We start from the raw sequence: 21227 nt of genomic DNA on the forward strand, positions 1-21227 counted from the left end.
GCTCATCGAAACTGTAAGGAAGTTGCATGTCAGAGTACATTTATTCAATGCTGAAGGCCCGTAAGAAGGTCGGCGATAAGCTCATTTTGGATGACGTAACGATGGCTTTCCTGCCGGGAGCCAAGATTGGCATGGTGGGTCCCAACGGTGCCGGCAAGTCGACAATCCTGAAAATCATGGCTGGTTTGGACGAGCCCAGCAACGGTGAAGCTATCCTCAGCCCAGGGTATTCGGTCGGTATCCTGCTGCAGGAGCCCCCGCTCAACGAGGACAAGGACGTGTTGGGCAACGTCGAGGAAGGCGTGTGGGAAATCAAGGCCAAACTGGACCGATATAACGAGATTTCAGCCCAAATGGCCGACCCGGACGCGGATTTTGATGCCTTGATGGAAGAAATGGGTCAGCTCCAAGAAGCCATCGATGCCGCAGATGCTTGGGACCTGGATAATCAGTTGGAACAGGCGATGGACGCGCTGCGCTGTCCACCGGCAGACGCGGACGTGAAAACGCTCTCGGGGGGGGAGCGCCGCCGAGTCGCCTTGTGCAAGCTGTTGCTGGAAGCTCCGGACTTGCTGCTGCTAGACGAGCCGACCAACCACCTGGACGCCGAGTCGGTGCTGTGGCTGGAGCAACATTTGAGCCAGTACAAGGGGGCAGTCATTGCTGTCACCCACGACCGTTATTTCCTGGACCACGTGGCGGGGTGGATTGCGGAGGTCGACCGTGGCCACCTGTACCCCTATGAGGGTAACTACTCCACCTACCTGGAAAAGAAACAGGAACGTTTGGAAGTTCAGGGGCGTAAAGACGCCAAACTCCAAAAACGGTTGAAGGAAGAGCTCGAATGGGTGCGCCAATCCGCTAAGGGGCGTCAAGCCAAGTCGAAGGCCCGTTTGCAGGCTTATGAAGCGATGGCTGCGGAAGCCGAGAAGTCTCGGAAACTTGATTTTGAAGAAATCCAGATTCCGCCGGGGCCGCGATTGGGCACGTTGGTACTGGAGGCGACCAACCTCAAGAAAGGTTTTGGGGACCGTACTTTGATTGACGGCTTGAGCTTTAGCTTGCCGCGAAACGGCATCGTGGGAGTTATCGGGCCTAACGGGGTAGGGAAAACGACCCTGTTTAAGACCATTGTCGGGTTGGAACCCCTCGACGGCGGCGAGCTGAAAATCGGGGAAACCGTGAAGATTTCTTATGTCGACCAGGCTCGTGCGGGCATCGACCCGGACAAGACGCTGTGGGAGGTCGTCTCGGACGGGGCTGACTATATCGAGGTCGGCAAGGTCCAGATGCCGTCGCGCGCCTACGTGTCCGCTTTCGGGTTCAAGGGCGCTGACCAGCAGAAACCCGCGGGCGTCTTGTCAGGTGGGGAACGCAACCGCCTCAACCTGGCTCTGACCTTGAAAGAGGGCGGAAACCTGCTGCTGCTGGACGAACCGACGAACGATTTGGACGTGGAAACCTTGGGATCGCTGGAAAACGCCCTGTTGCAGTTCCCCGGCTGTGCCGTGGTCGTCACCCACGACCGCTGGTTCCTCGACCGAGTAGCGACCCACATCTTGGCTTATGAGGGTACCGAGGAAAACCCGGCCCAGTGGTTCTGGTTCGAAGGCAACTTTGAAGGCTACGAAGCCAATAAGGTCGAGCGACTGGGACCGGAAGCCGCCCGCCCGCACCGGGTGGTTTACCGGAAACTGACTCGCGGGTAAGGGTAGCCATACCGGGGAGATACAGAAAAATGTTATAGCATCCCGCGTGTTTGCCCGCTATCAGGCCGGAGCGGTTAGAATTCGTTAAAGTAAATCGTCTGGCGTCGGATTTCGGCGTGTGGAGAAAAGCAAACGGATTTTTGAGGATTCGATAAAGTGGCCGAAACAACGCACTATCTTGAAGGTTATTTTCCCCAAGTCCAGGACTTAGCCCGTCGGCTGGGGGTGGATACGGACTATTGGGATTTTGCGGGAAACTACCACGAGGTGCCGCAGTCGACTCTGGTTCGGGTCATCGACGCTCTCGGCTTCACGTTGCAAAGCAGCGATGATATCGGGCGTGCTTACGAGTCGATGGACCGGGAATACTGGTTTTCCACCCTCCCGAAAGGGTTGGTGGTGCGCCAGTCCCAAGGGGCGAATATCCCGGTTCACGTGCCTGACGGTACCAGCTTGGAAGTCTGGTTGGAAACCGAGAACGGTGATACTAGGCCGCTGGAACAGCTTGATATTTGGGTCCAACCCCGCGATTTTGGTCCCGAAGGCCGGCGCGGCGAGGCAACGTTCCGACTTCCTGAAGGCACCGAGTGGGGCTACCATACCCTGCACGCCAAGACAGTCGAAGGCGAGTTTGCTCAGCAGGTTGCGGTCGTCCCTGACCGGCTGCCGCTGGGGAATTTAGAGCATTCCCGCTCCTGGGGCGTAATGACGCAACTGTATTCGGTGTCCTCCCGCGGTTCTTGGGGGATGGGAGACTTCCACGATTTGGGTCATATCGCCGAAATCTTCGGACGCCAGGGCGCTGACTTCGTGCTGACCAATCCGTTGCATGCGGGCGAGCCCAACGTGCCTATCACGCCTTCCCCTTACCTGCCCGTGTCGCGGCGCTTCTTGAACCCGCTTTACATTCGCCCTGACGACATCGCGGAATATAACCAGTTGGACTCCACCTCTGAATCCCTGGTGAAAGTCGCTTTTGCCCAGGCCTCCAATGAGCTTTTCCCGGTCGATACCGCGAAGCAGATTGACCGGGATCGCTCCTGGAAAGCCAAACGTGAAGCCTTGGAAGTCATTTTCAAGGTCAAGCGCAGCAACTCCCGCGAAGCCGAGTTCCACGACTTTACGGCATCACGCGGCCAGGATCTGGAAAACTTCGCCCTGTGGTGTGCCCTGTACGATCGTTTCGGTCAAGGGCCGTGGGACGACGATGTTGCCGATGTCTCCAGTCCTCGCGTGGCGGCGTTGCGGGAGGAGCTTGCCGAGCAGGTTGAGTTCTATTGCTGGCTGCAGTGGATTGCCTCTACCCAGCTTCACGCCGCCCAGGAATCTGCGACAAATGCCGGCATGACGATTGGCATCATGAATGACCTAGCGGTTGGGGTGCACAAGTACGGTGCCGACGTGTGGTCCACCCCGGATGCTTACGTGAAATCCATGAGCGTGGGGGCTCCGCCGGATATGTACAACCAGCTGGGGCAAGACTGGACCCAGCCGCCGATGAATCCGCGCTATATGGCCACCCACGATTGGGAACCCCTGCGGGGGATAATTCACCGCGCTTTGGCTAACTGCGGCGCTTTGCGTATCGATCATGTGATGGGACTGATTCGCCTGTGGTGGATTCCGCGGGGAGCTGACCCCAACGAGGGTACCTACGTTCGTTACAACCACGAGGCCACCGTGGGCATCATGCTGTTGGAAGCTGCCCGAGCCCACGCCGTAGTGGTCGGGGAGGACTTGGGCACAGTCGAGGACTGGGTTCGCGATTACTTGCGAGACCGCGGTATTCTGGGCACTTCGGTGCTGTGGTTTGAACGCAACGGTAGTGATTTCAGACCTCCGGACCAATACCGCGAAATGTGCATGGCTGCAGTGAACACTCACGATTTGCCCCCTACCTTGGGATTCCTCCGCGCGGTACACCTGGAAGTCCAAGATCGCTTGGGAATCTTGCCCCAGCCTTTGGAACAGGCCAAGGACGCGTTGTATGACGATGTTGCGAAGCTGGTGGAACAACTGCGGAACATGGGGCTGCTGGAAAACGATTATCCGACCGAGTCTGAACTTATTCTGGCGCTGCACCGTTTTATCGGCAAGACCAGGGCAAAGCTGTCCGTGGTCAGTTTGGTTGACGCGGTAGGAGACCTGCGGATGCAAAATCAGCCCGGTACCAACAACGAATACCCGAACTGGCGCATACCGCTGTCGGACTCCTTGGGACGCTCGGTCAAAGTGGAAGAATTGGAATACTACGTGGGTGTGGGCGAAATCTGTGAAGCGATGCGCGAACTGGTGAATCCGCAGCTTCCAGAGGACAGCGAAAGTTAGCTCTGTCTGAGGGTAATCGCCCCGAGAGTTGTATCCTCGCTCAGGTGAGGGCAAATCCCAGCACCTGGAGAGGCTCCTGATTGCCACGTAAAACACGTTTCCTGCGCTGAATTTATGGCAAAATTGAAAATGATGTTGGCTGAGGTATCTGTGACTACAGTCTGACCTGGAGATGCTGAGGAAAGGAAGTGCCAGCGTGGCGGGCAAGGGCAAAGCAGCCAAAGCAGTGGTCGATGCTGAGTCAAATCGCATCTCCGCTGCTCAGCGCCGGGCCGACAAAGCTAAGAATAAGTCCGAAAGAGCCCGTGAAGTGAATAAACCAGCAAAGCGTCCGAAAGAAGCAAAACCCCCTCGTGATGCTGTAAAGCGGCAGCGTTTCGCTCGTTTCCTGACGCCGGGGTGGTACGAACGTTTCCTGCAGTATTTGTTCGTAGCGCTGTTGCTGCTGTGCGCCGCAGAATTGTCCCTGCGTTTGGGGCAGGGGCATATCCTTGGCGACCAGGGCTTAGGCAAAGTTTTTCCTGCGATTTTGCCGGTGGCGGATATTTTGTACTATGTCGGCACCACAATCGAGTCGTATTTTCCTTTGATTGTGGCATTTATGTTGGCTTTTGCAGCGGCTAAGCGCCCCAACGCGGCCATCGGAATAGCGGTATTGGCGGGTTGGTCCGGTTACCTTGGCGCCACGATGGCTCTGTCTCGCTACAGTACCGCATCTTCCCAAGGGGAAGTTTCCGGCGTTGACTTGGGGCTGATGGGCGGCGTTTTGGTGGGATTCCTGGTCGCTGGTTGCTGGAGTGAGTTCCGGTTCCGCAAAGTCGTTTCTTGGGCTCGAATGGTCAGCGGGATTCCCTTGGTCGTGGTCATTTGCGCGACTGGCGGAGTGGTTCTCGGCATTGTGGTTGGCGTGGTTTATCAGCTGTTATACCTGATTATTACCGTGGCTGTCGGCACGGCGATGATGGCGGCACCAGGCCCCTTAGGGGCGGCACTCTACGGTTTGCTTCACCCTATTGCGGAAGTCACTGGAATCAGCTCCCTATTGAACATCGTGCCTTACAACGTATATGGAAGTTGCCAAACCACCCAAGGCGACACTCTCAACGGTTCTTACCGCTGCTTCGTGTACGGCGGTACGCAGATGGAGGGTCAGCAGGCCTTGTTCCTGTCCGGCGGGTATCCGGTGGTCGCGTTTGGGCTGGCAGCGCTGTTCTTGGTGCTGTTGTTGCAGCTGAAGGGAAGCAACCGTCAATACTGGCGCATTATGTATTGGTTCCTGATTGCCAGCACGTTCGCCGTCGGAGCCGAAAAACCGGCACTGTATCTGCTGTTTTTTGCGGCTCCCGCCCTGTTGCTGGTACACGCTGTCGCCTCGGCATTTTCTTACGCTATCACCGCCGTCTTAGGCGTCACTATTGGCTGGGCGGGAGGCCCTGGCGTGGTGGATCTGCTGCGGTGGATGGGAACCGGAGAAGGCATCCTCGTGCTGCTCATCATGGGGGTGCTGTATGCTGCCATTTACGTCATGATTGCCACTTTCGTTATAAAGATCAAAGGGAAACGGTTGAATCTGGGTGGATTCGGTGTGCCCTATATCACCAAGCCGTTTATGGGCATCCCCAACAACTCGGGGGACGTGAAGTTTGCCCCTGCTCTCGCGAGCCCGAAATCGGACAATGCCAAGGACACCCTCGAGACTGGTGAGTCGACTTCGGCTCGGGACGAAACCCCCGTTGCTTGCCCTGCTCCGGAAAAAACTGTTCCGGCGCAACCAGCTTTGGTTGAACCAGTTGCCGCCGACACCGCTTCGGATCAGCCCGTCATTGCCGAACCTGTGACCGCTGAACCTGTTTCAGTTAATCCTGAATCGATACCTGAGCAGCCGCTGGTGCAAACTGAACCAGTAAACGAGTCCACTGCCCAGCCATCGCAGCCCGTAATACCGTCGCCTGAGGCTTATCCAGAGACCTACCCTGAGGACATCGCCGCGCCAAACCCCGCTTATCCTCCGCAGGGATACGCCCAGAACCCCTATGGTTGCCAAGCACCAGGCTATCCCGAAGCATACCCGGCCTATCCCGAATACAGACCAGAGTACGGCGGCGGATATAACCACCAGCTCTATGGCTACCAAGGAAACGCCTACGGTTATCCCGCAGCCTATAATCCTGCAGCCATGCCACAGCCCAACCCGGCCGTTCAGAATTTTTCCGCACCCCAGCCTCCGGTCGTCCCGCCGGAAATTCCTTCCGAGCCAGACTCTCGGCCGCGCCCACAGTAACCGTTCGCAGCGTCAGAACCGTCACAACTGCCCGGCACAGCGGGCAAGAGGATAAAACCAGAGGTCCCAGGAGCAAACAGCTACTGGGCTAACGGTGTCAGCGAGCATCCTTCGTACGGTTGCGCAGGCTGAGATTCCCGCAGGGCTTTACCCCTCGCGGTCGCGCTGCTGAGCTTTCGCGATGCGTTCGGCGCCGGATTGATTCTCGCGCATCATCCGCAGCAGTGCCGCGGGAGCGTCTGCATTATTCGAGAGCCATTCCTGGGTGAGCGTCAGCACGTCCACGCCGCTGGACTCCAAGCCCACCAGCGCGGCAGGATACATGCCTTCGATGAGCTGTTCACCAATCTCGTGGGTGCGTGTATCGTAGGTCTCCCGTAGCGTCTCAAAGTAACGCTGTGCAAAAGGAGCTAGCAGCAGTGGATCTTGAGCCCGGTTGAAACCGGCAATGATGGACGCCAGTTGGTCGTTGGTCAGAGCGGTGTCGCTGTATGCACGGTCAAAGAACTCGGCTTTTACCGCAGGATCAGGCAGCGAAGCTGCGGCCTGCAGGACACGTTCGCGCCCATTTACGGTGTCGTCATTATTTAGTTCTGCCTCGACAGTGGCGCGGTCTACGTGTCCCACTGCCGCCAAAGACGTCAATAGGTTCCACCGCAACTCCGTGTCAATCCGCAGACCCGTGAGGGTTTCGCTGCCATTCAGAAGGGCGGCGCTGGCGGCGATGTCTTCGGGCGTCCGTGCCCGGCGAGCGGCGGCGCGCACCAGCTGCAGCTGCGTATCCGAGTCAGCCTTGGCCAGGCGGGACAGCATCCGCAGACGTGAGGAGACGTTTCGGGCTGCAGCTTCGCGATTTTCTACGGCCAGGTAGCTTTCGATGCAAGTGTCCAGGTTACGCAAAGTGACCGAAACTACCATGGGGTGAGTCTCTACCATGAGAGCCTGCAGGGCGGCATCAACGTAGTGAGAGGCGCCAACCTCGCCGTCACGTACCATGTCCCACAGAATGGACAGAATCTGGGAACGAGGCAGCGAATCGGTGAATGCGTCGATGTGTTCGCAAGCTGTGCGCAGAGACTGCTCGTCTAACCGAACCTTGCCATAAGCCATGTCTCCGTCGTTGACCAAAATGACATCGGGACGCGGCCCGTTAAAACCGGGAAGGTTGTATTCATCGGCCTCCATGTCAAATTCCTCGCGGTGACCGGGAACAAACACGGTCTTGCCATCGCGTTGTTCCAGATTGTAGGCGCATACCGCCATATGTTGAGGTCGCGGGGTAGCGTCGGCATTGAAATGCTCCTGGACAATGCGCAGGGAAGTAATCGCCCCGCTGTCGTCCGTTTGGATTTCAGGACGCAGCCACGTCATTCCGGCTTCTTCCAGCCACTTGCGCGACCAGGCTTTTAGGTCCCTACCGGAAGTTGCCTCCAGTTCGGTCAACAGGTCCGTCAAGGTGGCGTTGGACCACTCGTGTTTGGCGAAGTATTCCTTAATCCCCAAGCGGAAGTTATCCCAACCCACGTACGTTACCAACTGGGACAGCACGCAGGCACCTTTTGCGTAGGTGATGCCGTCAAAGTTGACTTGGACATCTTCCAAGTCGTTGATGGTGGCCACGACCGGGTGAGTGGAAGGCAGTTGATCCTGGCCGTAGGCCCAAATCTTTTCCGAACAAGAGAAGGTCGTCCAGATGTCTTTCCACTCAGTCGCTTCCGCTGTGGCTTTGGTGGACACAAACTCGGCAAAGGATTCGTTCAACCACAAGTCGTTCCACCATTTCATCGTGACGAGGTCGCCGAACCACATGTGAGCCAGTTCGTGCAGAATGGTCACGACACGGCGTTCCACCCGGGTTTGCAGGGGACGGGACCGGAACACATATTCGTCACGGAACGTCACGCAGCCCACATTTTCCATGGCTCCGGCGTTATATTCGGGAACAAAAATCTGGTCATATTTACGGAAAGGATAGGGGCGCTCAAAGGAGGTTTCGTAGAACTCGAAACCGGCGCGGGTGATGTCCATGACTTCGGCGGCATCCAGGTGTTTCAGCATGGAGGCGCGGCAATAGACGCCGAGGGGAATTCGTCTGCCATCGCACGAGGTCACTTCGCCGGTTTCTCCCACGTATGGGCCCGCGATGACGGCGGTCAGGTAGGACGAGATTTTTTCGGTGGGGCTGAAACGGTACGTGCGCACACCGTCAGCGGCGATTTCAGGCTCCGGGGTGGGTGAGTTGGAAAACGCGTTCCACTCGGGAGGAACCACGAAAGTAAAGGTAAAGTCCGCTTTGATGTCGGGCTGTTCAAAAACGGCGTAGACGCGGCGAGAATCCGGCACCTCGAACTGGGAGTATACGTAAGACTTGCCGTCCTCGGGGTCTGTGAAACGGTGCAGTCCCTCGCCGGTGTGCATGTAGACACAATCAGCTACCACCCGCAGATTGTTGTGTTCCTGCAGATCTGGCAGGAAAATCCGGGAATCTGCGTAATTCGAGAGGTCCAGTGCTGTCCCGTTCAAGGTCACTTCTGTGACGGAATCGGCAATGAGGTCGATGAAAGTCGAGGCACCGGGTTGGGAGGCAAAGTCAACTTCCGTCACGGAATGAAAGATGCGCTCTCCTTGGGTCAAATCGAGATGTACACGGTAGTGGACATCACTGACGATTCCCGAGCGCTGCTCGGCTTCGATGCGGGTGAGGTTAGTTCCTGGCATTTACGCTCCTTTGAGTTTGCAATCGGTATATATTCTTCCATGTCTAAGCCCTTTTCGATGAAGTTTCAGCGTAAAGATTGTAGTTAAACTAGACTTAAGTTATGGTTCATGCGCCAATGACGAGGGGAGGTATCTGCGTTGAGACGGAATACCGTGTGCAGCTCTAGCTCTCAACTCTCAGCCTCTAAGCTCCGCCGGTTGCGGCGTTCCCTGGTGGGAATCCTCTTAGGTGCCGTGGCGCTGAGTGGGTTGAGTGCCTGCGCAAAGGAAGAAACCAAGACCCCCACTCAGTGGAACGCTACCATCGTGACCACGCCTGCTCCGGAGGGCTGGGTTAACGGCAAAGACGGAGCTTTTCGGGTGCAGATTCCGCCATCTTACCTGGATGCTTACGAAGCTATTAGCGGTTCCAAACTGCCTGACGCGCAGGTGGTGCTGTCCCTCCCTTCTGATAAAGCCCTGAACGGCTACGTTCCTGTCATGGTCATTGACCACGCGAAAGCGACTTCCGACCCTGACGAGGTGGAAAAGAACCTGAAACAAGACCCCATCTACAAGGGCTACAAGAAGTTTACGGTGCTGAACCCGACCCAAGTTGAGGGCTTGAACGTGCTGGAGATGAAGTGGAACTACGTCTATCAAGAGGTCGAGATGACGGCCTTCATGACTTTGGTTTCGGGGAACAATCACGCCTATGCCCTGAAACAGGACGTGCCGGATTACGCGTTGGAAACCTACCAGCCGATTATTGATTCTGTGCTGAAAAGCTGGACTTGGAACGAACCGGTGAAGGGGACCAAGCCGAAGCCAAGCCCTTCAGCTACCAAATCCTGACTCTCTGGTCCGGTTCCAACCACAGGGCGTCTCCAGGCTTGGTTTGGAAAGTCGCCGCAAACAGGTCGAGGTTCGCTACCACCCCGTTGCAGCGGAACTCCGCCGGGGAGTGAGGGTCAATCGAAATGAGTTGTTTGGCCATTTCCGGACGCACCTTCGTCTGCCAAGATAGCGCCCAGGACAGGAAGAACCGCTCGGCTGCACTGAGTCCCTCGATGACCGGGGCATCTGCCGGGTCGTCAATGCCCTGCTGTTTGAGCTCCAACAGGTAGGCTTTCCACGCGATGTCTAGTCCGCCCAGGTCGCCGATATTTTCTCCGATGGTCAGCGCGCCGTTGACATGGAATTCTTCGGGCAGCCCCTGGGGGACGAACGCGTTGTACTGGTCGATAAGCGCGTGGGTACGTTTTTCAAATTCCGCCAAGTCCTGGTCGGTCCACCAGTTTTCGACTTTGCCAGTGCCGTCAAACTTGGCGCCCTGGTCGTCAAAACCGTGCCCGATTTCATGGCCGATAACCGCCCCGATGGAACCGTAGTTCACTGCCGCGTCCGCGTCCTTGTCAAAGAAAGGAGGCTGCAGGATAGCAGCGGGAAAAACGATTTCGTTTTCGGTCGGGTTGTAGTAAGCATTCACGGTTTGCGGGGTCATATGCCAAATCGTGTGATCGACTGGCCCGCCCAGCTTGTCAATCCAGTAGTAGGTGCCAAAAATACTGGCATTGTGAACCTTGTCAACTAGCGTTCCGTCTCCGAGCTGGAGTTTCTCATAATCCCGCCACTTGTCGGGGTAGCCGATTTTGGGTGTAAACTGGCGCATTTTTTCTAACGCTTTGTTCCGTGTTTCCGGTCCCATCCAATCTAAAACCGCGATGGAATCCTGGTAAGCCTGAATCAGGTTCTCTACCAGGTGGCTCATCGCCGCCTTGGCTTCGGCGGGGAAGTGACGCTTCACATAAAGTTTACCCAAGGCTTCGCCCATCACTGAGGATGCCAGGGAAACCCCGCGCTTCCACCGTTCCCGCAGCTGTTCCTTGCCCGCCAGCTTTTGCCCGTAAAAATCGAAGTCCGCATTCACGATTTCGCTGGATAGCAGGGAAGTATGTCCGTTCAAGGCATGCCACAGCATCCACCACTTGAGCGTCTCAAAGTCGGTGGAATCCCACAGCTGGTCCATGTTTTCGAGGAAATCCGGTTCGCCTACGTTGACTTCCGTAAACATTTTGTCGGGCAGCCCGGAAGCCTTCCGCCAGGCTCCCAGGTCAAAGCGCGTCAGCTTGGCCGCCAGTTCGTCCCATGTCATCGGGTTGTTTGTCGCGTCCGTGTCGCGAGTTTTCACGTTATCCCAATGCAGCTGGGCTATCTCGGTCTCGAAGTCAACGATTTTACCGGCCACGTCCGGGGCTGCAGACTGCGAAGCATATCCGGACAGGGTGAACATGCGGGCGATGTGTTGGCGATACTGTTCCAACAGGTTCGCGTGCTTTTCCTCCAAGTAGTAGGCGCGTTCGGGCAGTCCCAGACCGTCTTGGCCGAAATAGTTGACGTAGCGTTCGGGATTGTTCACATCGATGTCAATGCCGGTATCGAAAAATCCTTCGTAGGTGCCTTCGGCAAAAGTCCGGGCCCACAGGTCGCGCAAATCTGCTTTGCTGGTGGCCTGGTCCAGAGGAGCCTTTAGCTGCTGTAGGCTGGGGGCGCTATCCGCTTCCACTGTGGCTTCATCCATAAAAGAGCCGTAGAGGGAGGCGACTTTGCCCGCCAGGCTGCTCAGTTCCCCGGTGATTCGACCCGCGACACAATCTTCGATAATGGTGCGCACCTGTTTTTCTGCTTCTTCAGCCAAGAGGTGAAATGACCCGTAGCTGGCCTTGTCAGCAGGAATTTCGGTGCGGGCCAGCCACTTGCCGTTTACGTAACGGTAAAGGTCGTCCTGCGGGCGGATAGTTTCATCAAAGTCAGCGGGATCCAGCATCCCCAACAGTGGGTTCTTTGTCATGGGTTCAACCCTACCGTGCTGCACCAAAAATTTCCGAGCGACCCTGACGGCGCAACCAAACCCTCTTGTGACAGGGGTTCCGCTGGGTTTAGCGCGTGGAAAACCCCAAGGCGTCGTAGAGCTGCATCGCCTCGGGGGCGGCGGATATATCCAGTTGCAGGGTCAGGGCCTCGCGACCCAACGCGTCCACGGCTCGTGAAGCGTTAATGACCAGCCCCGAACCGATACCTTGACGGCGATAGTCGGGATCCACAAACAGGTCAGCAATGTAGGGCTGGTCGCTGTTGCCGTCCGTGATGCACCATTCATCGGGAGCCTGGTCCAACACGATAACCACGCCGACCAGTTTGTCCTCGTGCCACGCTCCGAGAGTCGCCTCGGACAACAGCGGACCGTAGGCGCCGTCCCAGAACAAATTCAGCTGGCTGGCAGCACTCGATCCGGCATCCCGATAAGCAACCGCGTGCAACTGGGACATCTGGACCACGTCGTCGCGGGTAATCGGACGGTAGGTAATCTTGATTTCCGGGTCTGGCTCTGCTTCCGTCAACTCATCGGTGGACGGGGCCTCTAAGGACAGCTTGGACATACCTCGATTGTCCCATGTTTCGTACCTGCTGGGAAGCCTTTGAAGGCTATTGAGTCGAAATAAGTCTGGCGGTGTGGGTCTGATAAATGTTGAGTCGCTATCGACCTCGGGCGAGAACAGAGTGAGACCAGACCTTCTATTCTGTGCGAGTTTGCCAGGGTCGGTAACATGGTGGGGTGGAAAACAAGTATGAGGACACGCATCGAGACCGTCACGCGCACGAGCATCAACGCCCGGCGGTGACCTCCGAAGATTTGTCGGTAGACCCGGATTTGATTCCCTACCTGTTCGCGGCCCGAACCCCCGCCGAGCCAGAGGACAACGACAATCCAACCGGGGAACCTTTGGACCCAGAAAACCCCGCCGACTCCCGGAAAGGTCCCGTTGATCGCTTTGGCACACCATTGAGCCCCGAACAGCGCGAACTCGTGGACGAACTGGGCGAACGGCAACGCCCGACCTCGGCCTTGGGCCCATCCACGATGGAGGACCCGAAAGCCCGAGCTATCTATGAGACTCTGCTGACGCGCCGCGCCGAACACCAGATTGAGCCCAGCTTGGAACCGGTGCGGGGCGTGCTAGACTACCTGGGCAATCCCCAGGAGCTGTTCCACTCCATTCACATCACCGGCACAAACGGCAAAACTTCCATCGCCCGAATGATTGAGGCGCTGCTGGCGGAACTGGGGTATCGGACCGGGCGTCTTACCTCCCCGCACCTGGTAGACGTGCGCGAACGCATCTCAGTGGACCAAACCCCCCTGACCGTCGAACAGTTTGTCCAGGCTTATGAGGACGTGGAAGCGCAGCTGGCGCTGTGGGAAAACGCTCACCCCGAACACCGGCTATCGTTCTTTGAGGTCATGACCGTCATGGCATACGCCCTGTTCGCAGATGTGCCGGTGGATGTGGCGGTGGTTGAGGTCGGCATGGGCGGACGCTGGGACGCTACCAATGTCATCGATGCAGACACGGCCGTCATCGGGCCGATCAGCTTGGAACACGAACAGTGGCTGGGCCGAGGATTGGCCAACATTGCGCGGGAAAAAGCGGGGATTATGCGTCCCCAGCGAGTGGCGGTGGTGGCGAAACAGCCCGATGAGGCTCTCGCGGTCATTCGTGACGCTGCTCATGCCGAGGACGTGACCCTGCGCTATGAGGGGGACGATTTCGAGGTGCTGCAGCGGGTCCCGGCAGTCGGGGGGCAAGTCATCGATATTCGCACGCCCGCGGCTATCTACCGGGATATTTACCTGCCCCTGTATGGGGAATTTCAGGCCGAGAATGCAGCGCTGGCGCTCACGGCGGTGGAGGCGCAGCTGGGCGGAACGGCGCTGCACGGGGAATCTGTGGAGCGTGCCTTTGGCGGGGTTCGTTCTCCCGGACGCCTGGAAGTGTTGCACGCCACCCCGATGATTGTGGCTGACGCGGGGCATAATCCGGGTGCGGTCGAGGCCCTGCGCCGGGCGATAGAGGACGATTTTCGTTTTCAACACACGGTGGGGATTTATTCCGCCATGGCCGATAAAGACATTGAAACTGTGCTGGGGATTGTGGAGCCGACCATTGATGAGTTGATTGTGACCCAGATGCCCGGTGAACGCGCGGCGAAGATGGAAGATATCCAGGTCGTGGCCGCGGAGGTGTTCGGTGACGATCGTGTCTACGCTATTGATTCCCTGCCCGAAGCGATTGCAAAAGCCGGGGAAATCGATGATTTGCAGGGGGGAGTTCCCGGATCCACCGGAGTCGTGATTTTCGGTTCCGTGGTACTCGCCGGAATGGCACAGGACGTGCTGGGCAAAGACAAACTACAATGAGCACGACCGGCCTCACACGGCAAGACCTCGGCCGGATTCGACCGCGAAAGTTTAGGTCAGTCAGAAAGGAGCAGCTGTGAGTTTGAATACACAATGGGTGCTGCGCTGGATGGATGGCTGCGCTCGAGTTCTGGAACAAAACCGCGAAATGTTGGAAAGTTTGGATGAGGTCATCGGGGACGGGGACCACGGGGACAACATTTCACGAGGCTTCTCTGCCGTGGACCAGCGGTTATCCGGGATTGTGGTGGAGAGTCCGAAGCAGGCGCTGCGGGTAGCGGCAAATACTTTGCTGGCGGCAGTAGGCGGAGCTTCGGGGTCTTTGTATGGCACGGCATTTTTGCGGGCGGCGCGTTCGGTGAACGTGGAGAGTCTAGAGTCGCAGGATGTGGCGATGCTACTGGTAAAGGCGGCTGAGGGAATCGCGGAACGCGGCGGAGCCCAGCCGGGGAACAAAACCATGCTGGACGCGTGGTATCCGGCCGCCACCAACGCCGCTGCTGCCGTGGCGAAAGGTGCTGACCCGGAAGAAGTCTTGCGTGTTGCTGCTGACGCGGCCGCAAAAGGGGCGGAAGATACGGTTTCGATGAGCGCCGCAAAAGGGCGGGCATCGCTTTTGGGGGAGCGTTCCATCGGCCATAAGGACCCCGGTGCCGCCTCCAGTGCACTCATTTTGGCTGAGGCGGCGAAAGCTGCTGAGTATTGAGTACTACTTCGGAAAAACCTTGGTGAAATCCGGTAGGATGCACACGTATTTACAAAACTTGGAGTTGCGCTCGGTGTCGAGCGAAACTTTTGGCGAAAGGAAAGTCAATGGCTGACTGCCACATCCCCTACGATCCGCAAGAAGAACACACCCTGGTCATTATCAAGCCTGACGGCTACCGGCGCGGACTCATCGGTGAAGTCATTAGCCGGATTGAACGCCGCGGATTTAAGATTGTGGGTTTGCAAACCAAGACTGCGACCCGGGAAGAACTGGAAGAACACTATTTCGAGCACAAAGACAAGCACTTCTTTGAAGATCTGGTCGAATACATGATGAGCGGCCCCATCGTGCTGATGGTTATCGAAGGCTCTCGGGTCATTCAGGCTTTCCGCAACATGATGGGAGATACCAACCCCGCGGTGGCTATGCCCGGGACGATTCGTGGAGATTTGGCTCGGGATTGGGGTCCGGACGCACAGATTCAAAACATCGTTCACGGTTCGGACTCGGCACAGAGCGCCGACCGGGAAATCGCGCTGTGGTTCCCCTACATGATTGACTAAAGGACGGTAGCGAGGCGTTTCTCCTGGCGTTGTTTCTCTGCGTTGCCCAAGGCCGGGAAGGCTGTTTTTTAGGGTTCGGGGGGTTGCGCTAGGGTAAGTGTGTGTATTTAAAGTCCCTGACCCTGAAAGGCTTTAAGTCTTTCGCGAACACGGTTCACATGAGCCTAGAACCGGGGGTGACCTGTGTCGTTGGCCCTAACGGTTCGGGCAAATCGAACGTGGTCGATGCGCTGGCTTGGGTGATGGGTGAGCAGGGTGCCAAAAATCTGCGCGGCTCACAGATGTCGGATGTCATTTTCGCCGGCACCAAAACGAGGGCTCCGCTGGGACGTGCGGAAGTCCAATTGACCATTGATAACACCGATGGTGCGCTGCCTATCGAATACTCTGAGGTGACGATTTCGCGCACCATGTTTCGGGCGGGCGGTTCCGAGTATGCCATCAACGGAACCCCGGTGCGCCTGTTAGATATTCAAGAGCTGCTTTCCGACACCGGGATGGGTCGGGAAATGCACGTCATTGTGGGGCAGGGGCAACTCGATCGGATTTTGAGTGCCTCCGAACTGGAACGGCGCGCTTTCATCGAGGAAGCTGCTGGAGTGCTTAAGCACCGGCAGCGTAAAGATCGGGCGTTGAAAAAACTGGACAACTTGGCGGTCAACCTCTCCCGCGTCCAGGACCTCACTAATGAAGTCTCGAAACGGTTGGGTCCCCTAGGTAAACAGGCCGAGGCGGCCCGGAAAGCCGCCCGAGTCCAAGCCGAACTCGCTGACGCGACCGCCCGTTTGATTGCAGACGCGGTGGCGCAAAACAAAGAAAAAGCCGGGTCGCAAACCGCCTCCAAGGAACAAATTTCGGCAAAAATCGCGGATTTGGAGACCCGTCTGCAAGAGGTAAACACGAAGCTGAACGTGGCGAAATCGAGTTTCGACGAGGTTAGCCCGGAGCTGGAGAAACTCACCCAGACCTGGGCTGAGCTGAGCACCTTGGCGGAACGTTTGGAATCTTTGGCGAACCAGGCCCGAGAACGCGCCAATGCTTTGGAAGAAACTGCGGAACTAACCCGGACTGCCGACACCACCGAGCTGGAAAAACGGCTCGAAAAAACTCGTGAGGAGATTACCGAAAAACAAGCCGCCGTAGCGAAAGCCGACGATGCGGTCACCCAGACCAAAGCAGCCGAAGTGCGAGCCAAAGAGCGCGAATTCGCGGTGCGCTCTCAGATTGAAAAAGTGCAGCGTGCCCGGGCGGACAAGAGAGAAACTCTGGAGCGGCTGCGCGGAGCGGTCACTACCGCCGCCTCGCTTGCAGAGGAAGCGGCGGGGAACCTCAGCCGGATGGAAGAAGCCCTCCAGGCCGCCGCGCAACGCGAAACAGCTTGCGCTCAGGAACTCAGCAAGGTTGAGGCGGAACTTCCTCCCGGGGTGGCAGACGGAACTTTGGCAGCTCAAGAGGAAAAGCTCGCTACGGCCGTGGCGACAATCCAAGAGAAAGTCTCGCAACTGACCAAAGAACTCGGCGAAGCCCGGGAAGAGGCCGCTTTTTGGGAGGCGAAACGCGAGGTTTTGGCGAAAACCTTGCAACCCGAAGACGCCGCCGGCGCAGTAGTGAAAGCGGGGCTGAACGGCGTCAACGCGGCGCTTTTGGAAACAATCCTGGTTGATGCTGGATGGGAAGACGCGATAGGGGCCGTGTTTGGACAGTGGTCTAAAGCGCTGCTGACCTCGGGGGTCGAATCAGCCGCGGACGCGCTGCGTTTTGTCCGTCAGCAGTCCGCGGGTCAGGTTCACCTGCTGGTCGCGGACGGTTCAGAAACTTCATTCGGAGCTCAAGGTTCGGATAGCCTGGAGAAAGCGAAACTTCCAGCCGAGGTGTGCTGGGCAAGGGAGCTGGTCAATGCCCGGAAAGGGAACACTTTGCCCCCGGTGGTGGCGACTCTCTTGGCGGGGGTGGCGGCCTGTCCGGATTTGTCAGAAGCTCGCGATTTGGTGTTGACCGGGAAGGTTGCCGCGGCGGTGACTCAGGCAGGGGATTTTCTTTCGTCTACCCGGATTGTCGGTGGCGGGGATCCCGATGCGGGGATTTTGCGGCGCGCCTCGGAATACGATGCGGCGGCGGCACAGGCTGAAGCGGCGGCTGTGGCGGCTGATCAGGCCGATGGTCAGTTGGCTCGAGCGACGACCGAACTGGCTGCGGCGCGGGAGGAATACGATGCGGCGGCGGCACAGCTCAAAGCTCAAGATGCGGCAGCAGCAGCAGCAGCTGCAGCGGTAGCGGCTGCCAAAGCGAAGCGTGGGGCGGCCCAGGCAGAAGTCGAACGTGCCGGGAAACACCTGGAACAGGCTCGTGCGGAAACAGAGAAACGCCAGGAGGCTCTCAAGCAAGCACAGGATACTTTGGACGCCAGCCTGAAAGCCCAGGACGAAGCTGGGGAGGATGAGCCGGATTTTTCCGCCGAACTGCAAGCCGCAATCGAAGCGGTATCGGAGGCGCAAACCGCGAAGTCGGACGCTCATATCGCGGCGCATGTGGCTCGTCAAGAACTGGAATCACTAGAATCGCGCGCCGCCTCGCTGCAGCGTAACATTGCGGCAGAACAAGCCGCCGCTCAAGCAGCAGCCAGCCGGGCGTTGGTGCGGGAACGGCGCCGGAAACGGTCTGTCTACGTGATGGAACAGGCTGAAGCTGCCCAGCGGTTGGCTCACGTGGCGGCGGCCAGTGCTCAAGCCCAGCGTCAGGCCAGTACCGCCAGCCGGGAACAGCTGCAAACTGAGATGGAGACGCTGCGCGCCGCCGTGGACGACCTGAGTCGTCAGCGTACCGACCTCAAGGATGCTTCCATGCGCGATGAGGTTGCTTTGGCGGAGGTTAACTCCAAGTTGGCACGATTGCTGGAACAAGCCCAGCAGGAGTGCGGTCTGGATGAGCCCACTCTGCTGGCCGAGTACGGTCCGCACAATCTGGTTCCCGTATTCGACGAGTCTGGTGAAACCATCGAGCACGTTCCCTTTGTCCGAGAGGAACAGGTAGAACGCAAAGCCCAGGCACAAACCGAACTGAAACGGATTGGCAAAGTGAATCCCTTGGCGTTGCAAGAACACGAAGCCTTGGTGGCGCGACACAAATTCTTGGCTGACCAGCTGGCTGACCTGAAAAAGTCTCGTGACGACCTGATGAATGTGGTGGCGGAAGTTGATCGCCAAGTCGAGGAAGTATTCGGCAAAGCGTTCGCAGACGTTTGTGCCGCTTTCAAAGATATTTTCCAAGTCCTGTTCCCCGGTGGGGAAGGCAAGCTGACCTTGAGCGACCCGAAAGACCTGTTGAATACCGGCATCGAGATTGAAGCGCGTCCTGCGGGCAAGAACGTGAAACGCATGTCCCTGCTCTCGGGCGGGGAACGTTCCCTAGCAGCGTTGGCTTTTCTGTTCGCGATTTTCCAAGCCCGACCCTCACCGTTCTATGTGCTCGATGAGGTCGAGGCCGCTTTGGACGACGTAAACCTGTCTCGGCTGCTGGGGGTTTTCGAAATTTTGCGTGAAAACTCGCAGTTAATCATCATTACTCACCACAAACGTACGATGGAAATTGCGGACGCGCTGTACGGGGTAACGATGAAGGAGGGAACAACGGCGGTCATTTCGCAGCGCCTGGTGAAAAACCCCGGCGCCAACGAGTGACAAATCCTGCGAGATGCAGCCGTGAATTAGGTAAACCTACCGAAGTTAGAGATAGGATAGCACCGAATGTTCAAGCGGATGAGAGACGTTTTTACGCGGTGCTACGAGAGACGTTTTGGATGGAATCAATGAATATCCTTAGTACAACACTAAATAATTCACAGGGTCTGGAAGGCTACACTGATCCGCTCATTTTTATGATTCCGTTGGCTATTGCTTTCGTGGTTATCGTTATCGTTGCCAGCGCCTCTCAAATTGACTCGAAGCAACGCAAGATTCGCAACGAGGATCGCCTGTTGGACACGTTGGAGCGGATTCGTGATGACAGCAGTAAGGACGGAGAAAACTCTGACGACGCACCGCCCATCCAGCTGCAACAAGGTGAAAAAGAACTGAGAAATATCGTCGAAAAGACCATTCGAGCCAATGGTCACAGCGATAATCAATCCTCTGATGATGACGTAGAACTCGAGCCGACTACCTCTGAGACTGACCATTTTGCGGATGTGGGCGCGGATGACGTTGGCCCGGATGATGAAGACGACTTGGTTGAGGCGCAAGGTGACTGGGGCGAGGAGGATGATGACTTCGATGCGGAAGAAGTCATCATAAAGCCTGATGGTGTCTATTGCGACCCGGACGGGCTGTGCTTCAAACCGCTTCCCGGTCAGAGCGTAGAAGAAGCCCGCGCCGCAGCTCGAGCCGCTATGGAAGCGGCGGAAGCGGCAATGACAGCGGACGCAGCAGAGGAGGACGCCACTTCGGAAACGGAGTCGGAGCCGGAATCTGCAGCGGCAGTCTCTGAGGAACCAGAACACTCCGAGACACCGGAGGACGCCGCGGATTCCGAGACTGCAGAGGAACCCGAGCCAGACGCACAGACTGATCAGTCAGTTTCTGACACTGCCGAGCAGACCGAATCCGAGGTTGAGGAAATCGAAAAACCGGAATCCAAGACCTCCCGGATGCGCCGCTTGAAGGAGCGCTTGGCCGGTAAGGGCAAGTTCGGGCGGGCCATCCTCAATGTGTTGTCCAGCGCTGATTTGGAAGACTCTGATTGGGAAGCGATTGAAGACGAACTGTTGGCTGCCGACATGGGCGTTGAGCCGACCGTGGAACTCATTGGCAAACTCAAGGTAAAACAAAAGGTCGCGGGTGAAAAAGACGCTACACAGGTGCGGCGTATGGCCAAGCGGATGCTCACCGATATGCTCGACCGGAAAGCCGAACGTAGCCTCAACCTGGAAGTTCCCGAAGGCTCTCCCACCAAGACCGCCGGTATCTTAATGGTTGGTGTTAACGGCGGCGGTAAGACGACCACCGTGGGTAAACTCGCTCGCCTGCTGGTGGCTGACCGCAAGACTGTAGTGTTGGGCGCGGCCGATACGTTCCGTGCAGCCGCCGGGGAGCAGCTGCAAACTTGGGGCGACCGAGTCGGCGTGCCGGTGGTGCGCGCCGAAAAGGACCAGGCTGATCCTGCCTCCGTGGCTTTCGACGCGGCGAAAACTGCTCGTGAGGCCGGTAGTGACGTGGTTTTGATTGACACCGCCGGACGCTTGCAAAACAAAGTCGGTTTGATGGACGAGCTGGGCAAAATCAAGCGCGTAGCTGAAAAACAGGTTCCCATCACCGAAGTCCTGCTGGTTATCGATGCCACTACCGGGCAAAACGCTTTGAACCAGGCAAAAATCTTTACCGAAGCGGTGGGCGTGACCGGTATCGTTTTGACCAAGCTGGACGGTTCTGCCAAAGGCGGAGTCATCGTGCCTTTACAGCGGGAACTGGGGATTCCGGTGAAGCTCGTTGGTTTGGGTGAAGGCCCCGACGATTTGGCGCCCTTCGTGCCCGGCGATTTCGCCGACGCCCTGCTGGATGCCTAGATTCGCCTGGCAGTTTCCGGTTCTTTCGGAAGATAACGGCGTTTACCGCCGGTCTTTTTCGCCAACGTGTCCTCCGCGGCGCGCCCCAACCCCCACTTTTGCCCGAAATCTTGCCTCACTATA

Annotated in this window: 13 protein-coding genes; 9 read left to right on the forward strand and 4 right to left on the reverse strand. The window is 57.5% G+C overall.

The window, feature by feature from the left end:
- The first annotated feature begins 26 nt into the window (after nucleotides 1-26).
- From ettA to SPI05_RS05715, 3 genes are all read left to right on the forward strand, one after another.
- On the forward strand, nucleotides 27-1709 hold the full coding sequence (gene ettA, locus SPI05_RS05705; RefSeq protein ID WP_295027239.1) for an energy-dependent translational throttle protein EttA: 1683 nt from the start codon (nucleotides 27-29) through the stop codon (nucleotides 1707-1709).
- A gap of 156 nt (nucleotides 1710-1865) precedes the next feature.
- Nucleotides 1866-4037 (forward strand): 4-alpha-glucanotransferase, encoded by a 2172-nt coding sequence (gene malQ, locus SPI05_RS05710; protein ID WP_321076936.1) that lies wholly within the window; start codon nucleotides 1866-1868, stop codon nucleotides 4035-4037.
- A 172-nt stretch (nucleotides 4038-4209) separates the two neighbouring features.
- Nucleotides 4210-6318 carry a PTS transporter subunit EIIC gene (locus tag SPI05_RS05715; protein WP_321076938.1) on the forward strand — a complete coding sequence of 703 codons (2109 nt, stop codon included), beginning with the start codon at nucleotides 4210-4212 and terminating at the stop codon, nucleotides 6316-6318.
- 147 nt (nucleotides 6319-6465) lie between these two features.
- On the opposite strand, the gene pepN is transcribed toward SPI05_RS05715, so the two are convergent.
- Nucleotides 6466-9036 carry an aminopeptidase N gene (gene pepN / locus SPI05_RS05720; RefSeq protein ID WP_321076939.1) on the reverse strand — a complete coding sequence of 857 codons (2571 nt, stop codon included), beginning with the start codon at nucleotides 9034-9036 and terminating at the stop codon, nucleotides 6466-6468.
- A 153-nt stretch (nucleotides 9037-9189) separates the two neighbouring features.
- On the opposite strand from pepN, the gene SPI05_RS05725 reads away from it, so the two are divergent.
- Entirely contained in the window at nucleotides 9190-9870 is a 681-nt protein-coding gene (locus SPI05_RS05725; RefSeq protein WP_321076941.1) for a hypothetical protein, read from the forward strand.
- Here the strand turns inward: SPI05_RS05725 and SPI05_RS05730 are convergent.
- Entirely contained in the window at nucleotides 9857-11866 is a 2010-nt protein-coding gene (locus tag SPI05_RS05730) for a M13 family metallopeptidase (RefSeq protein ID WP_321076943.1), read from the reverse strand. The genes SPI05_RS05725 and SPI05_RS05730 overlap by 14 nt on opposite strands.
- Nucleotides 11867-11954: 88 nt before the next feature.
- Entirely contained in the window at nucleotides 11955-12455 is a 501-nt protein-coding gene (locus SPI05_RS05735) for a GNAT family N-acetyltransferase (RefSeq protein WP_321076945.1), read from the reverse strand.
- A 176-nt stretch (nucleotides 12456-12631) separates the two neighbouring features.
- Between SPI05_RS05735 and SPI05_RS05740 the strand changes: the two genes are divergently transcribed.
- The 5 genes from SPI05_RS05740 (at nucleotide 12632) to ftsY (ending at nucleotide 21104) form a co-directional block, all read left to right on the forward strand.
- Nucleotides 12632-14275 carry a folylpolyglutamate synthase/dihydrofolate synthase family protein gene (locus tag SPI05_RS05740; RefSeq protein ID WP_321076947.1) on the forward strand — a complete coding sequence of 548 codons (1644 nt, stop codon included), beginning with the start codon at nucleotides 12632-12634 and terminating at the stop codon, nucleotides 14273-14275.
- Between the two features lie 76 nt (nucleotides 14276-14351).
- A complete protein-coding gene (gene dhaL, locus SPI05_RS05745) occupies nucleotides 14352-14981 on the forward strand; it encodes a dihydroxyacetone kinase subunit DhaL (protein ID WP_297345865.1) in 630 nt (209 codons plus the stop codon).
- Nucleotides 14982-15088: 107 nt separating this feature from the next.
- A complete protein-coding gene (gene ndk / locus SPI05_RS05750; RefSeq protein WP_321076949.1) occupies nucleotides 15089-15547 on the forward strand; it encodes a nucleoside-diphosphate kinase in 459 nt (152 codons plus the stop codon).
- A 101-nt stretch (nucleotides 15548-15648) separates the two neighbouring features.
- Nucleotides 15649-19224 carry a chromosome segregation protein SMC gene (smc, locus tag SPI05_RS05755; RefSeq protein ID WP_321076951.1) on the forward strand — a complete coding sequence of 1192 codons (3576 nt, stop codon included), beginning with the start codon at nucleotides 15649-15651 and terminating at the stop codon, nucleotides 19222-19224.
- A gap of 119 nt (nucleotides 19225-19343) precedes the next feature.
- Entirely contained in the window at nucleotides 19344-21104 is a 1761-nt protein-coding gene (ftsY, locus tag SPI05_RS05760; protein ID WP_321076953.1) for a signal recognition particle-docking protein FtsY, read from the forward strand.
- On the opposite strand, the gene SPI05_RS05765 is transcribed toward ftsY, so the two are convergent.
- Nucleotides 21101-21223: a hypothetical protein gene (locus SPI05_RS05765; RefSeq protein ID WP_321076955.1), complete on the reverse strand. Its 123-nt coding sequence runs from the start codon at nucleotides 21221-21223 to the stop codon at nucleotides 21101-21103. The genes ftsY and SPI05_RS05765 overlap by 4 nt on opposite strands.
- Between the last annotated feature and the right edge of the window lie 4 nt (nucleotides 21224-21227).

Origin of the sequence: Mobiluncus sp. (assembly GCF_034180645.1) — a bacterium.
Taxonomy (GTDB): Bacteria; Actinomycetota; Actinomycetes; order Actinomycetales; family Actinomycetaceae; genus Mobiluncus.

Coding starts and splice junctions, on each gene's coding strand:
- SPI05_RS05730 (WP_321076943.1), bottom strand. CDS start 11,866: ATGACAAAGAACCCACTGTTGGGGATGCTGGATCCCGCTGACTTTGAT.
- ftsY (WP_321076953.1), top strand. CDS start 19,344: ATGGAATCAATGAATATCCTTAGTACAACACTAAATAATTCACAGGGT.
- ettA (WP_295027239.1), top strand. CDS start 27: ATGTCAGAGTACATTTATTCAATGCTGAAGGCCCGTAAGAAGGTCGGC.
- SPI05_RS05715 (WP_321076938.1), top strand. CDS start 4,210: ATGCTGAGGAAAGGAAGTGCCAGCGTGGCGGGCAAGGGCAAAGCAGCC.
- SPI05_RS05735 (WP_321076945.1), bottom strand. CDS start 12,455: ATGTCCAAGCTGTCCTTAGAGGCCCCGTCCACCGATGAGTTGACGGAA.
- ndk (WP_321076949.1), top strand. CDS start 15,089: ATGGCTGACTGCCACATCCCCTACGATCCGCAAGAAGAACACACCCTG.
- pepN (WP_321076939.1), bottom strand. CDS start 9,036: ATGCCAGGAACTAACCTCACCCGCATCGAAGCCGAGCAGCGCTCGGGA.